The organism is Brevibacillus reuszeri, from assembly GCF_001187725.1.
Taxonomy (GTDB): domain Bacteria; phylum Bacillota; class Bacilli; order Brevibacillales; family Brevibacillaceae; genus Brevibacillus; species Brevibacillus reuszeri.
Genome location: NZ_LGIQ01000011.1, coordinates 17749 through 32885, shown reverse-complemented (window position 1 = coordinate 32885; position 15137 = coordinate 17749). Strand labels below are relative to the sequence as shown.

General features: G+C 49.2%; 15 protein-coding genes. 10 read left to right on the top strand and 5 right to left on the bottom strand.

Annotated elements, in window-relative coordinates; translation table 11 throughout:
* The first annotated feature begins 24 nt into the window (after positions 1–24).
* The 7 genes from ADS79_RS24885 (at position 25) to ADS79_RS24855 (ending at position 8901) form a co-directional block, all read left to right on the top strand.
* Complete coding sequence (locus tag ADS79_RS24885) at positions 25–1239, top strand: M20 family metallopeptidase (RefSeq protein WP_236700096.1); 1215 nt, start codon at positions 25–27, stop codon at positions 1237–1239.
* A 155-nt stretch (positions 1240–1394) separates the two neighbouring features.
* On the top strand, positions 1395–3077 hold the full coding sequence (locus tag ADS79_RS24880; protein ID WP_049741164.1) for a sigma-54 interaction domain-containing protein: 1683 nt from the start codon (positions 1395–1397) through the stop codon (positions 3075–3077).
* A gap of 103 nt (positions 3078–3180) precedes the next feature.
* Positions 3181–4074: an NAD(P)-dependent oxidoreductase gene (locus tag ADS79_RS24875; protein ID WP_049741163.1), complete on the top strand. Its 894-nt coding sequence runs from the start codon at positions 3181–3183 to the stop codon at positions 4072–4074.
* A gap of 160 nt (positions 4075–4234) precedes the next feature.
* Positions 4235–4819 (top strand): TetR/AcrR family transcriptional regulator, encoded by a 585-nt coding sequence (locus tag ADS79_RS24870; RefSeq protein ID WP_049741162.1) that lies wholly within the window; start codon positions 4235–4237, stop codon positions 4817–4819.
* Positions 4820–4917: 98 nt separating this feature from the next.
* Positions 4918–6225 carry a cytosine permease gene (locus ADS79_RS24865; protein WP_049741161.1) on the top strand — a complete coding sequence of 436 codons (1308 nt, stop codon included), beginning with the start codon at positions 4918–4920 and terminating at the stop codon, positions 6223–6225.
* Positions 6226–6253: 28 nt separating this feature from the next.
* Positions 6254–7351, top strand: coding sequence for a DUF917 domain-containing protein (locus ADS79_RS24860; RefSeq protein ID WP_049741160.1), 1098 nt, complete (start codon positions 6254–6256; stop codon positions 7349–7351).
* On the top strand, positions 7348–8901 hold the full coding sequence (locus ADS79_RS24855) for a hydantoinase/oxoprolinase N-terminal domain-containing protein (RefSeq protein ID WP_049741159.1): 1554 nt from the start codon (positions 7348–7350) through the stop codon (positions 8899–8901). The genes ADS79_RS24860 and ADS79_RS24855 overlap by 4 nt, the downstream gene beginning before the upstream one ends.
* Before the next feature lie 149 nt (positions 8902–9050).
* Here ADS79_RS24855 and ADS79_RS24850 read toward each other — a convergent pair whose 3' ends face one another.
* On the bottom strand, positions 9051–10079 hold the full coding sequence (locus ADS79_RS24850; RefSeq protein ID WP_049741158.1) for an AI-2E family transporter: 1029 nt from the start codon (positions 10077–10079) through the stop codon (positions 9051–9053).
* 204 nt (positions 10080–10283) lie between these two features.
* On the opposite strand from ADS79_RS24850, the gene ADS79_RS24845 reads away from it, so the two are divergent.
* Both ADS79_RS24845 and ADS79_RS24840 read left to right on the top strand, forming a co-directional pair.
* Entirely contained in the window at positions 10284–10964 is a 681-nt protein-coding gene (locus tag ADS79_RS24845) for a response regulator transcription factor (protein ID WP_049741157.1), read from the top strand.
* Positions 10961–12739: a sensor histidine kinase gene (locus tag ADS79_RS24840; protein WP_049741156.1), complete on the top strand. Its 1779-nt coding sequence runs from the start codon at positions 10961–10963 to the stop codon at positions 12737–12739. Before ADS79_RS24845 ends, ADS79_RS24840 begins: the two co-directional genes overlap by 4 nt.
* Positions 12740–12832: 93 nt before the next feature.
* Here ADS79_RS24840 and ADS79_RS24835 read toward each other — a convergent pair whose 3' ends face one another.
* Positions 12833–13033, bottom strand: coding sequence for a hypothetical protein (locus ADS79_RS24835; RefSeq protein ID WP_049741155.1), 201 nt, complete (start codon positions 13031–13033; stop codon positions 12833–12835).
* A 130-nt stretch (positions 13034–13163) separates the two neighbouring features.
* Between ADS79_RS24835 and ADS79_RS24830 the strand changes: the two genes are divergently transcribed.
* Positions 13164–13583, top strand: a complete 420-nt coding sequence (locus tag ADS79_RS24830) for a GNAT family N-acetyltransferase (protein ID WP_049741154.1) — start codon at positions 13164–13166, stop codon at positions 13581–13583.
* Between the two features lie 69 nt (positions 13584–13652).
* Here ADS79_RS24830 and ADS79_RS24825 read toward each other — a convergent pair whose 3' ends face one another.
* The 3 genes from ADS79_RS24825 to ADS79_RS24815 form a co-directional block, all read right to left on the bottom strand.
* Positions 13653–14171, bottom strand: coding sequence for an acyl-CoA thioesterase (locus ADS79_RS24825; RefSeq protein ID WP_049741153.1), 519 nt, complete (start codon positions 14169–14171; stop codon positions 13653–13655).
* A gap of 116 nt (positions 14172–14287) precedes the next feature.
* Complete coding sequence (locus tag ADS79_RS24820; RefSeq protein ID WP_049741152.1) at positions 14288–14767, bottom strand: GAF domain-containing protein; 480 nt, start codon at positions 14765–14767, stop codon at positions 14288–14290.
* A 97-nt stretch (positions 14768–14864) separates the two neighbouring features.
* Positions 14865–15095 carry a hypothetical protein gene (locus tag ADS79_RS24815; RefSeq protein WP_049741151.1) on the bottom strand — a complete coding sequence of 77 codons (231 nt, stop codon included), beginning with the start codon at positions 15093–15095 and terminating at the stop codon, positions 14865–14867.
* Positions 15096–15137: the final 42 nt, after the last annotated feature.

Below are 15137 nucleotides of genomic sequence, written 5' to 3'. Positions count from 1 at the left end.
ACAGAAAGCGAGAGTGGATGATCCGTGAAAGCTGTCATGACAAACCCGAGAGTCCAAAAGGCAATCGAAATGATTAACGAACAAGAAGCGATCGCGTTTTTGCGAGAATTAATTGCGATCAATAGCGTCAATCCTCCTGGAGCCGAGACGGCAGTGGCTGAGGCTATCCAAAGCCATCTGGCTCAGGCGGGAATTCGGGCTGAGGTGGATGAGGTGGAGCCAGGGCGCAGCAATGTTTTGGCCAAGCTGAAAGGTACGGCTGCGTCCAATGAAGAGCAGCGTATACTCGTCTTTAGCGGACACCTGGATACAGTCCCGACAGGCAATATTCCGTGGCAGCATGATCCTTTCGGCGGGGAGCGCGTAGGGAACAAGCTGTACGGCAGAGGAACGACCGATATGAAGGGCGGCGTAGCGGCGATGGTTCTCGCCATGGAGTATTTGCATCGTGCAGGAATCAAGCTGCAGGGAACGCTTCGTTTTGCCGGAACCCTGGGGGAAGAAGTGGATTGTTTGGGGGCAAAAGCGGTCGCTACGAAAAGACAGATTGACGATGCAACCGCAATGGTCATCTCCGAGCCAAGTGCCAATCGTCCCTTCATCGCGCACAAGGGAGCGCTTTGGCTGGAAATCGTCACCTACGGTAAAACCGCCCACGGCTCGATGCCTGATCAGGGCATCAATGCGATTACAGCGATGGCTCGTTACATTCATGAGCTGGAGTCGTATAGCTTTACTTATGAGGAGCATTCCTTGCTGGGAGGTCCGACGATGAATGTCGGGGTTATCCAGGGTGGCGTCAAAACGAATGTCGTGCCGGACCAATGCACACTCATGCTCGATATTCGTACGGTACCAGGACAAGTCCATGCAGCGATCATCGATGAATTGAACGAGCTGCTTGCAAGTGTATGTCAGCCACTTGGCGCATGCTGCGAAATTCGGGTGACCAATGATTTGCCAGCGGTGACGACGGCTGCTGAGCATCCTTTCATAGCCCTATCCCAGGAAACGATCAAGCATCTGTGGGGAACAGAAGTGACCGTAAGCGGCGTGAACTACTATACGGATGGCTCGATTTACGGGCCTCATCTCCAGGTGCCGATTCTCATCTGCGGGCCGGGAGAACCGACTTTGGCCCATCAGCCGGATGAATGGATCGAAATTGATCGTTATCTGGATTCAATTCGGTTTTATCTCACTCTAGCCGTTGCCTATTTAGGGATGGTGGATGAATAGACGGAAACAGAAAGAAAATTGAAAAAAATAAACATTCCCTCTATAATGGGACAAATACGCTAGCACTCTTTTGCGAAAATAAAGCTCCTCCCGTAACAGCCAGCACGACGTTATGGGGGGATTTTCAACGTACAGACATGGAGAGGGTGGAACCTATGACATCAGTGGACTTCTTGGATGATTCTTTTGCCTTCTGTTTCCAGTCTGATTGGCAGGACATGGCTCGCCAGATGAACACCGATGCGCTTTTCATCATGGACAAAGGCCAGACTATCACAGGCGTCGTATTGCGAGAATGTCCAGAAGAGCTTCAGACGATCGGTATATGTACCACAGAAGAAATCGAGACACGAGATGCAGAGTGGGATCAATACGAGCAGTGGGCAATGGTAAATCAGCAAGGAGTGGTACTCGGATGGGTCAAAACGTCAGAGCTTTACCGCCATTTTTTTCGCGTCTACAAAGAAAGGCAGGCTAACTATTCCCTGGAGCTGGAGGCTGTTTTCAATACGAGCTACGACATGTTCTACATCTCGGATGGAAAAGGAATGACGCAACGGGTAAGCCGATCCTCCGAGCGCTTATACGGCTACAGTCCCGAGGATTTGGTCGGCAAAAGCATCTATGATTTGGAGCAATCTGGTGTGTTTCAGCCGTCCATTACAAGACTCGTACTGGAGCGAAATGAAAAAGTGCAGGTCATTCAATCCACCCGGATGGGCGGCAGATTAATGGTGATCGGAACTCCAGTGAAGGACGAGCATGGAAACATCGTGCGCGTCATCAATTTCAGCCGTGATATTACGGAGGAAAAAAGGCTACAGGAAGAGCTGGAAAACGCGCGCGGTCTCTTGGAGGGCTACCGACAGGAGCTGCGCAAATGGAGTGAGCTGACAGAGCAGGATGGAGAATTTATTACCAAGAGCGAGCAGATCAGGCAAGTGGTCATTCTCGCAGGCAAGCTGGCAGAAGTCGATTCTACGGTCCTGATTTTAGGAGAATCTGGTGTCGGTAAAGAGGTAGTTGCCTCGTATATTCACAATAACAGCCAGCGTAAGGAAAAGCCGTTCATCAAAATCAACTGCTCGGCCATTCCGGAGCATTTGCTAGAGTCGGAGCTGTTTGGATATGAAAAGGGAGCGTTTACGGGAGCGACCAAAGAGGGCAAGCCAGGGCTTTTTGAACTGGCAAATGAAGGGACGCTCGTTCTCGATGAAATCGGGGAGCTGCCCTTGAGCCTGCAGGCAAAGCTGTTGCGAGTGCTGCAGGAGCATGAGTTGGTCCGTATTGGCGGAACCAAGCCGATCAAGATTGATGTACGGATCATTGCGGCGACCAATCGAAATCTCCAGGAAGAGACGAGACTGGGACGCTTCCGCGAGGATTTGTACTATCGCCTGAATGTCGTGCCAGTCAATATCCCGCCGCTGCGAGAGCGCAAGGATGATATTTTGCCCTTGCTGTTATTTTTCAAAGACAAGTTCAACAGCAAGTATAAAAAAACAAAAACCTTTTCACAGGAAGCGTTGGAATGCTTGCAGGCATACAAGTGGCCGGGAAATGTTCGGGAGCTGCAAAATATAGTGGAGCGGTTAATTGTAATTACAGATCAGGAGGTGATCGAGGTCGCTCATTTGCCAGAAATGGTGCACCCCATCCCGCATGCTCACGCCAGGCTGAGTGTGAATGAAATCCTTCCATTAAAAGAAGCGATTGCCATTCTGGAAAAGCAATTGCTGAAGATGGCCCGAGATAAATACAAAACGACGACGAGAATAGCAGAAGCTCTGCAAGTGGATCAATCGACGATCAGTCGAAAGCTTAGCAGAATCAAATAACCCAAACATTCCTAATGATGCATGAATAAGAGTGGAGGATTTCAGCTACACGAAAGAGAAGTGTATGAGGGATGAATAGAGAAGAACGATTGGAGTGGTATTCTTGTCATTACATGCAGAAAATACAGTAATCGGTTTCGTTGGGACAGGTGTGATGGGAAAAAGCATGGCGTCTCATTTCCTGAATGCCGGCTACCAAGTGCAGGTATATACGCGTACCAAGGAAAAAGCGGAAGAACTGCTGGTACGTGGAGCTATGTGGAAGGAACGGATTTCTGAGCTGGCAGCCTCAGCCGATGTCATTATTACGATGGTTGGCTATCCAAGTGACGTAGAAGAGGTGTACCTAGGAGCAGAAGGAATCGTTTCCCATGCGAAGCCAGGTACTTTCTTGCTGGATATGACGACATCCAAACCGTCTCTTGCCAAAAAGATATATGAGGAAGCCAAAAAGCGCTCCCTGTATTCGCTCGATGCGCCTGTATCTGGCGGGGATGTAGGGGCACGCGAGGCGCGGCTAACGATCATGGTAGGTGGCGATCAGGAAGCGTTTGACCGTGTAGAGCCACTGCTGCAAATTATGGGCAAAAACGTTGTTCTCCAAGGTGGGCCTGGAGCGGGACAGCACACAAAAATGTGTAACCAAATCTGTATCGCGACCAATATGATCGGTGTGTGTGAAGCCATCGCCTACGCGAAAAAAGCAGGTCTTGATCCAACTCGAGTTCTGACGAGCATTGAAGCAGGGGCAGCAGGCAGCTGGTCCTTGTCCAATCTGGCTCCGCGCATGATCGCAGGCAATTACGAGCCGGGCTTTTACATCAAGCATTTTATCAAGGATATGGGAGTTGCCCTGGAGGCGGCCAAAGAAATGGGCTTGCTCACACCGGGTCTTGAGCTGTCCAAATCGCTGTATGAGGAGCTCGCAGCCAAAGGCGAGCAGGACAGTGGAACACAAGCGTTGATCAAATGGTTCGAGGGAAAATTGGAAAAATAAGCAAGAAAGATGATGACCTCCTTTATCGACGAGCTCGATGAGGAGGTCTTTTTCGTGGGCGAATTCAAAAAGGATTGACTTGTCAGTTAATTCGCTATAGAATTTCACTTAATTAACGCTCATTAAGTAAATGAATGGGTGAAGAATGAAGGGGGTATCCATGACTACGAGAGATAAAATCAAGGCAGTCGCTCTGACCCACTTTGCAAAAGGCGGGTATGAGGGGACTCCATTGTCAGCCATCACCAAGGAAGTAGGGGTTACGACCCCGGCGGTGTACGCCTTCTTTGGCAGTAAAGAAGAGCTGTTTCTTTCCATTTTCGAGGACGTTTTGAAGAATCACTACATCTCAGTCAAAGCGGCCGTTGAGGAAGCGAAAAGCGGTACAGTCGAGCAAAGGCTGTATCAAATATTGCGTGGAGCCTTCACCTACCATGTGAGTCATGAAGAGGAGACTGTTTTTTACAAGCGTGCTATGATGTTTCCGCCCGCTCCACTTGAGGACAAGCTGAAGGAGCGCTTCGGGGAAACAGAAGGAATGCTGACCCGTGAGATTCTTTCGTTGCTACAGGAGGGCATCGAAGAAGGCGTCATCGAAAACCGTCCGATTGAAGACTTGCTCGATGGATTTTTGTGCCTGATGGACGGGCTGTTTTTGCAAATGTTCTACTATGACGAGAAGAAATACGAACAAAAGCTGCGAAATATTTGGAAGCTGTTCTGGAGCGGGATAGCTGGAGCATAGCCTCTCGCTTCGGGACTGAACACGCGGAGAGTACGACTTGACGACTCTGTAGATACGTAACGTAAAAAAAGACAGATACAACTCGGGGGGTTATTGGCATGGAAGAGGCGAACAGCAAGAATAATGACTACGAACGCGAACCGGTACCGTCCTCTTTGCGCAAGGGATGGATTCCGCTCAGTCTCGTCTGGATTGCGATTGGGATTGATATTTCTTCCATGCTGCTGGGAGCGCAGCTTGGCGGGGGCATGAATTTTTGGGATGCCATCGGGGCTGTCATGCTCGGCTCGCTGTTGCTCGGGATTATGGGGGCAATCTGTGCGTACATCGGAGCAGCTACTGGATTGTCGACTGCGATGATTACCCGCTTTGCCTTTGGTGAATACGGTGCGCGACTCATCTCCGCGATCATCGGTATTTCGCTATTAGGCTGGTTCGGGGTACAAGCAGGCTTTTTTGCTCAGAATGTTCAGACTGCTCTGGACTCTGTACTCGGCATCAAGCTGGATACGTCGATACTATCGGTGCTTGGCGGCTTGCTGATGATGTCTACGGCGATTTATGGCTATCGGGCATTGGAAAAGCTCAGCTCCTGGGCGGTTCCGCTGATGGTCCTCCTGATCGGGATTTCGATTTTTTTAACGCTGCACGCGCATCCACTCGCTGAAATTTCCCATATGAATGCGACTGGTGAGCCTATGTCCTTTGGGATGGCGGTGTCTTTGGTCATCGGTATTTTTGTCGTCGGGACCATCATTACCCCGGATGTCTCCAGATGGGCACGGACGCGCAAGGATGCGGTTCTCGCTTCCTTTTTTGGATTCTTTATTGGCAACAGCTTCATGATCGTTGTGGCGATCATTTTGTCAAAAGCGATGGGAACGAGTGATTTGACGACGATTTTCCTCGGTCTAGGTTTGGGGATTCCGGCGATTCTCGTGATTACGCTGGCACAATGGACGACCAATACCAGTAATCTGTACTCATCCTCACTAGGTTTTTCTGTCGTATTTAGCAAGGTCCCAAAAACTCTGATCACTGTGGTAGCTGGCTTGATTGCGACTGGACTGGCGTATCTGGGCATCTACGACCGTTTTATTACCTTCCTGTCGTTCATCACAATGCTGATTGCACCGGTTGGGGGGATATGCATCGCGGAGTATTATGTGGTCAACCGGGCGGCTTTTGCTTTTGAAAAAGGCCACAGGCAGCTCATCGCCCGTTCACTGGTCTCATGGCTCCTCGCCTCTTTTATTGCCTACTGCACGACAGGAGCACCAGATGGTCTCGGTTTGTTTCATTTGACGACAGTTCCCGCTCTCGATGGATTTTTGAGCGGTGTGCTCCTCCAAATCGTGCTGGGCAAGGTTTCGGGGAAAAGGGAAGCTGCTAAACAGGCAGCGTAAATGACAACTAAGAAGAAAGGAAGATACGATGAGATACATTGACGCACAAGCGATTGAAGACATTGCGGCAGGCGCTGCGGTTCTCGGCACAGGAGGAGGGGGAGACCCGTATATCGGCAAAATGATGGCATTGCAGGCGATCGAAAAGTACGGCCCGATTCCACTGTTGACCCTGGATGAGCTGGAGGACGATACACTGGTTGTGCCCTCCAGCATGATTGGCGCACCGACTGTCATGGTAGAAAAGGTGCCCGCTGAAGGTATGGTCACCCAGGCACTCAATCTGATTGAACAGGCACTAGGGAAAAAGGCAGCGGCTACGATGCCGATTGAGGTTGGGGGAGTCAACTCGATTATTCCGCTCGTCGTTGCGGCAGAAAAAGGAATTCCTGTCGTCGACGCGGATGCGATGGGCAGAGCGTTTCCAGAAGCGCAAATGGTCACCTTTTATCTGGACGGGCATGCGGCGGCTCCAACTTCCATGACAGACGAACGTGGCAACGGCGTCGTTATGTATCCGGTAGATGGAGTCATGTCAGAGCGATTGGCCCGCAGTGTGACGATTCAAATGGGCGGCTCGGCTTCCATGTGTGATTATCCGCTCTCGGGCAAGCAAGTAAAGCAAAGCGCCATCCCGGGTACGCTCACGCTGGCACAGGAGATTGGTGCATTGCTGCGCACGGCACGCAATCAGGAGACGAGTCCGGTACGGATGCTTTTGGACAAGCTCGGCGGTTTTGAACTGTTCACTGGTAAGACTGTCGATATTAGCCGCCGCACAGAAAGCGGCTTTACGAAGGGGCAGGCGACCTTTGACGGAATCGATGAATACCGGGAGCGCAGAATGACCCTCGGCTTTCAGAACGAGCATCTCGTCGCTCTTGAAAATGGTGAGCCGCTCGCAACCACGCCTGACCTGCTCGCTGTACTGGACAAGGAGACGGGCATGCCAATTACAACAGAAGGCTTGAAATACGGTACGCGTGTCTCAGTTGTTGCATTCCCGTGCCACCCGAAATGGCGTACGGAAAAAGGCATCGAGACAGTAGGGCCCCGTTATTTCGGGTACGATTTTGAATATGTGCCTGTTGAGCAGCTGGTGAGAAGGAGAGGGGAGAAGGCATGAGCTACCGGATCGGGATTGACGTGGGAGGCACCAATACGGATGCAGTCTTATTAGATGAACAGTTAAAAGTGGTATACGAGGTGAAATCGCCAACGACAGCGGATGTCAGCTCTGGCATTTATGAAGCCCTCAGGCGTGTCGTGCAGGACAGCGGAGTAAACCCGCGTGAAGTCCGTTACGCAATGCTCGGCACGACACATTGCACCAACGCAATCGTGGAGAGAAAGCGTCTGAATCGCGTCGGCACGATCCGTGTGGGAAAACCGGCAACAACCGCTGTCCGTCCGATGATGGGCTGGCCTGAGGATTTGAGAGCGGCTGTGGGAGAAAACTGGCATATCGTCTCCGGCGGGTATGAGTATGACGGTCGTACTATTGTTCCGCTCGATGAAGAGGAAATCCGCCAGATTTGTCGGGGCATGAAGGGCAACATCGAAACAGTCGCCATCTCAGGGGTTTTCTCTCCTGCAAACGCTGATCAGGAAAAGCGGACCGCCGAAATTGTTCGCGAGGAGCTGGGGGAGTCGATCTCCATCTCGGTCTCCCATGAGATCGGCAGCATCGGGCTGTTGGAACGGGAAAACGCGACTATCCTCAATGCGGCACTGATTCAAACGGCCAAAATGGTTGCAGAAGGCTTTAGAGAAGCATTGCGAAATAACGGGATCGAAAATGCTGGGATTTACTTTGGACAAAATGATGGCACCTTGATGTCACTGGACTACGCCATGCGTTATCCGATTTTGACCATTGCCTGCGGTCCTACCAACTCCATTCGAGGCGCAGCGCATCTCTCTGGTCGCAAAGACGGACTGGTGGTGGACGTGGGCGGAACGACGACAGATATCGGCGTTCTGGTGAACGGCTTTCCGCGTCAATCGTCCCTCGCTGTCGATATCGGCGGAATTCGTACCAACTTCCGCATGCCCGACATTCTCTCTGTTGCCATCGGCGGTGGTACGATTGTTCGGCGCGATGGCGATACGATCAAGCTCGGACCAGACAGTGTCGGCTATCAGCTGCACAAGAGGGCATTGATTGTCGGTGGAGACACGATGACAGCGACAGATGTAGCGGTAATGATGGGGCGTTTTCAGTGGCCAGGTGCAATAGTGGACGGAATCGATCATGCGTTCTGTGAACAAGTCGATAAAAAGCTGGTCGCTGACGTGGAGGATGCGATCGATCGGATGAAAACGAGCCCGACTCCTGTACCGGTCATTCTCGTAGGCGGAGGAAGCGTACTGCTTCCTGATCAAATGAAAGGCGTATCAGAGGTCATCCGTCCCGAGCATTTTGGTGCAGCCAATGCGATTGGCGCTGCATTGGGGCAGGTAAGCGGTCAGCTGGAAAAGATTTATGCTCTCGACGAAATGACGCGCGAAGAGGCGCTGGAGGACGCAAAGAACGGAGCGGTACGGGAAGCCGCAGAGGCAGGAGCAAATCCTGATACCATCGAGATTGTTCACTTGGAGGACATTCCGCTTGCTTATTTGCCAGGGAATGCGATTTTGATTCGGGTAAAGGCAGCAGGTGTACTTTCGGCATAAAGAGTATTTTCAATAAATCGAGTGGTTATAGTTGAGGTTGTCGATGTGAAATCGGCAGCCTTTTTTATGTATGCAAAAAAGCTTTCCTGGCAGCGATATGAATCATGCATCGCATACCAGAAAAGCTTATCTTCCGTAAAAAGAGTTTTTTACTGTGTAGAAACTGCATTGGGAAGTGGCTGCCCCATCTTTTTCACTTCGAGAATATCGAGCAGGAATACGAACGATGGGATTCCGACGATCAAGCCCCAGACGCCAAAGAAATGCTCCGAGAAGATGAGAACCACAAACGTATAGAAAATTGGCAGATGTGTCTTGGATGCCATCAATCTCGGGTTGAGCACATATGCTTCCAGAGCGTGAATGAGCGCAACGAAGATGAGCAGGTACACAACCATATGAATTCCGCCAATACTAAATGCGATTGCACTCAATGGAATGAGCGAGATTACCACGCCAGCTACCGGGATGAGTCCCAATACGAAGATCAACAGAGCCAGACCAATCAGATTCGGGAAGCCCATGAACCAGAGCGCGATGGTGGTGAGAATGGTGTTAATCAACGCAATCAGCAATTGGGTTTCGATAACTTTTCCAAACGTGAGAATGAACTTTTTGCTGAAGTACTCAATCTCGTTATACAGCCAGGAAAGCTTGCTTTCCTTGAACTGTGCGGTGAACGCGATGACATTTGCCTTTCCTAAAAGGAAGAACAAGCTTAGAATTAGGGCTAAAAACATGTTGAATCCCCAATTCTTTACGACCGACAGAAAATCAAGACTGCTTTTCACGATCCCTTGCATATCCACTTTTTCCAAGGCAGGCATCACGTATTGCATAAACTCATTACCCTGCTGATTCCGAAAGACATGCTCAATGACATGAATCAGTTGGGCACTCTGATGGATGAGGGCAGGAAATACTTTGAACCCTCCAACAACCAGCAAGGTGGTCAGCACAACATATTGCGTGACGAGAACAAGCTTTGGACTGATTGGAATCACTTTATGAATCAGCTTGGTGACATGAAAATGCAACCGATCCATTAAAAAGGTAACCAGGAAGGTCAATAGTACGACATTCATCATGCTTCCCAGAGAATAGAGCAGCAAGCAGAATAATGCTAGAATCCCAAAGCGTCTGACATCTGGTTTTTTCAGGAAGGTGAGCAGATTCATGGGAACATCCTTTCCAATTTACAAACGTTCTATTCTATTAAAACAGATTACATGATTCTTGTGTACTTCTTGTGTCCTTTTCCCTATTTCGCACAAATTAATCATGGGACAGAATGGAACACACAGAAAACACAATTTTCATCTATACTGAAGGCGCAGGATTCTCCAGAGCGAGAAAGATGGGCCGAAGGGGGACATCAACAGATGAAACGACAAGTGCTCCTCATTGAAGATGAAAGTCGGATTCGTGAAATCGTCGCCGACTATTTTGAGCAGGAGCAATGGACTGTATATGAAGCGGAAAACGGAAAGCAAGCAATCGAAATGCTAGAGACGCAAAGAGTCGATCTGATCATTCTCGATATCCTCATGCCAGAAATGGACGGCTGGGCTGTGTGCAAATACATCAGGGCAAGATCAGACGTGCCCATCATCATGCTAACGGCCAAATCTGAGGATGACGATAAAATGCTCGGCTTTGAGCTGGGCGCAGATGATTATGTCACCAAGCCATTCAGCCCAAAAGTGCTCGTCGCCCGTGCCAACACACTCATGAAGCGGGTGGAGGGAACTGTCGGCAAAGCTGATCATTTGTTGTGCTTTGGTCATGTAGTGATCAATAAACGAGCGCGACGCATGGAGATTATGGGAGAAGAAGTAGATCTGACACCCAAGGAATACGAGTTGCTCGTGTATTTGATCAAAAACGCAGGTATCGTCCTGTCCCGCGAAACCATCATGGATCATGTCTGGGGCTTCGATTACTTCGGCGATTTGCGTGTCGTTGATACGCATATCAAGAAGCTTCGCAGCAAGCTAGGCGGCGAAGCGCGTCACATCCGAACGGTTATCAAGGCAGGCTATACCTTCGAGGAAGAACGATGAAGCGGCGGGGGGTAACGTTCAAGCTGTTCGCCATCACGTCATCGCTTTTCCTGTTGTTATATACGATCATCATGCTCGGTCAGTTACTTTTTTTTGAACAATTTTATCAATCGAAAAAACTGGGAGATCTGGAAAATAAGCTGAAGACATTTGCCGAGCATTACGTCTCCAAGCAATGGGACGAGGAAAGCATGGCGAACGAGGTGTCTTTGTTTATCAGTCGGAATAAAGCGCAGATCGCGATTGTCAGCACGGATGGAAAAGTAAAAGTGGATAACCCGTTTGGTATTGTTGTCCGCAATGCGGCAGGGGAAAAAGTGAAAATCTCCCTGTCCATGTTTCCAGACGTCTACCGAAAAGATTTGATCAATGCGAATTTGCATATCGGCGATCATATCGAAGCAACCGGTGTATTTGAGGAAGGTATTCCTCAGACTCTATTTTATCCATTGGTGATTCACAAGGCCGGTGAAAAGCCAATCGGCAGCTTGAAAACAAGTGGAACGGCAGAACCGCTGGAGCGATTATCCGGTGAGATAACAGGGATGCTGCTTCCTTCGCCGAATCAATGGAACTCCCGTCAAGGAATCTTAGTTCTCGTCATCAAAGACTGGTTCCCGCTATCGGAAGCACGCAAGGCGAATTTGGAGAGCGGCAATATAATTGAGGAGGAGTGGGTCGAGCCGTGGAGCGGAGTCCGCAGTCTCGTCGTCATTCAACCAGCGATGAAGGATGGCAAAGTAACGGATCTCATTATCGCTTCGACATCGCTTCAGCAAATCAGTGAGGCAAACGATGCCCTGCGCCTGTTTTACATCTATATCGGAATCGGCGGATTTGCTCTGATTCTCCTGCTTTCACTCATTTTTTCCAAAGTGGTTTCAAAGCCGCTGTTGTCCTTGAATCGAAGCGCCTTGCAGATGGCCAAGCTGGACTTTTCGGTCAAATCCCCCATCATGAGAAACGATGAATTCGGGAGTCTGGCGAGAAGCTTGAATACGATGGCGGAAAAGCTCGATGTGACCTTAAAGGAATTGCAGCAAGCTAACGAGCAGCTTCGTGCTGAGATGGAGCAGAAGCAGCGCATGGAGCTGATCCAGAAGGAGTTCGTATCCAACGTCTCCCATGAGCTGAAAACGCCGATCAGTATCGTCAAAAGCTTTGCCGAAGGATTAAAGGATGGCGTGGGAGAGAACAAGCACGACCGATACATCGAGGTCATTTTGGATGAGACTGAGAAGATGGAAGAGCTGGTCAGAGACATGTTGGAGCTGACGAAGCTGGAGTCGAAAACGATCAAGCTGAAAAAAAGCTCCTTCTTTGTCAGTGAACTGATGGAAGAAGTCGTGGATAAACTGCTGCATCATTTTAATGAAAAGGATTTGCGGGTTGTCACGATTTTGGCGAATGAAGAAGCTCTTTTCGCGGATCAAGTAAAGATTGAGCAGATTTTATTCAATATCTTGGTCAATGCGATCCGCCATGCACGAGTGGGCAGTGAGATTACGGTTCGGATCGAAGGTAGAGACAATCGGGAATTGTTTGTGGCGATCGAAAATGAAGGAGAGCACATCCCGGAGGATCAGCTTGAGCATATCTGGGATCGTTTTTACCGGATCGAGCGATCACGGAATCGCAAGACTGGGGGAACCGGACTTGGACTAGCCATCGTCAAGCACATCATCGAATTGCACGAAGGGACGTACGGTGTGCGCAATACGGATCGAGGGGTTACTTTTTACTTTGTGCTGCCCTGTCACCTGTCTACTGAGTAATGGCGAGAGTTAACCTTGCCGGGCGTAACACACTGCAAATGATGAGTGGGTTACGCCTTTTGTGCAGGCTTGGGAAGAATGCCTGACATACGCCTAATGAACGGGCCAGTATTGCTGCACCAAAAGATAGAAAACGACAGCCAATACAGCGGTAGAGACCAAGCAAATCACGAGGGTAACCAAAGAGATTTGACTAAGCTTGTAAGCTACCAGGAAAAAAATCGTAAAAGCGAAATAGGCAATCAGCGTAGTTTCTTCTATATAAGCCACATTCGTCACCTCGTCATCTATCATAGCCGATTCCTGTCCAGGAGATCAAAAGAAATGCATAGAGAAGAAGCGTGCAGAAAACAGTTAAAATATGGTAAGTTAAATGAGAGTGAACTGTGAAGCCAGATGCTTTTGAAATGAGGAGTGGAGAAGGATGGAGCTTTTTATCACGAATGAAGGAAAGAGCGAGGACAAGCAGTGCGTCAGAAACAAACTGGTTGCCTACAATTACGCGCACTTTCCAGATGAATTAAAAAGCAAGTACCAAGAAGTGAACCTGTTTGTTAAAGATGCGGCAGGTCAAACGTTCGGTGGACTTGTCGGAGAAATATGCTGGAACTGGCTAGAGGTGCACTATCTGATTGTCGATGAAAGAGCTCGGGGAAAAGGCTACGGCAAAAAGCTGCTGGCGGCAGCAGAAGAGCTGGCGAGAGAAAAAGGCTGTGATTTTATCAAGCTGGACACGTTAAGCTTTCAGGCGCTCGATTTTTATAAAATGCAAGCGTACGAAGTATACGGTGTGATTGAAAATGCGGGAGGATTTACCCACTATTATTTGAAGAAAGATTTGTAGGGAAGCCATGCAGAAAAACCCTTTCTACTTTGGAAAGGGTTTTTGCTCGTACAAAGCTCGTGAGTGGAATTAAGGCTCCCACGGTCGACGGGTTCCGAGCAAGTCAGCGAGATGCTTGCTGCGTGTACGGCGTAGCTTACGTGCTTCTGCCCGTTCGGCTGCGCCATCATGGAGGAAAATTTCCTCGGATGTCTCGGGTACAACCTGTGGAACTGTTGTCGGCCGCCCATCTTCCCCAATCGCGACGAAGGTCAAAAACGAGGTAGCGCATACGGTGCGGATTCCGGTAAGCAGATCCTCCGCAACAATTTTGACGAATACTTCCATCGAGGTTTTGTGCGACCAGGTGACAAAGGCTTCGAGAGAGACTTCATTATCGACCCGTATCGGCTGCAGGAAGTCGACGGAATCTGTTGAGGCTGTAACGACAGGTCCCCGTGCGTGCTTCATAGCTGAGATCGCGGCGACATCGTCAATATGCGCCATCAATCTGCCGCCAAATAAAGTGTTGTGATTGTTCGTGTCTGGAGGGAGTACGTGGCTTGCTTTAAATGTGCGAGACTCTCGAACAAAACGCTCAACGGTCATGGGGACGACTTCCTTTCTCAAAAACAATTCATTAGAAATCATTTTAATATTCTTACTTTTATTATGCCACTCCATTTTATTATTAATCACCAAAATGAAAATGGAGTGAATTTCGTTTAAAGATATCGTGTTAAGGTTGCAATAAATTGCTCGAGGTAGTGTTGGTCCACTTCATCAAAACGATTCTTAATCGGGCTGTCGATATCGAGTACACCGATCAGTGCATCGTTCTTGATGATCGGCACGACGATTTCGGACTCCGAAGCTGCATCGCATGCGATATGACCCGGGAACAGATGAACATCCTCAACAAGAACGGTTTCCCGTTTGCTAGCTGCTGTCCCGCATACACCTTTGCCAAATGGGATACGGACGCACGCAGGCAGTCCTTGGAATGGCCCCAGAACAAGTCCTTCCCCCTCGGTTAGGTAAAAACCGACCCAGTTTATACCATGCAGAAATTGATTTAAGAGTGCAGACGCATTGGCTAGATTTGCAATCTGATTTGTTTCTCCATCAACCAAGGCTTGCAGCTGCATGATGACCAGCTCGTAGCCTTCTTTTCGATCTCCCGAGTAATTCTCGACTTGAAACATGAAAACGTACCTCCCCAATTAAGCTATGCCTCACTTATTCACTCATTATAAAGTATTCTGATAGGAAATGAACGATGGAATGCTTGATTCGGCACTTCTACTTGTCTCCCCGGATTTCAGCCACAATTAAATAGATAATGCCAGTGAGCAGAAATATCCCTGCAAAAACAGGAAGCAGCCAAGCGAAGGTTTCCTCGACAATCCAACTAAATATCACGGGATCAAAACCGTATTGTCTGGCGCTGAAAATGGATGCTCCGAGATAATAGGTCATAAATAAAAGTGCCGCGCAAAAGCAAAAACCAAACCCAATCAAGCGACGAGACAAGTCATGCCATCCTTGTACGTTTTTTTAAGAAAACGATACCAG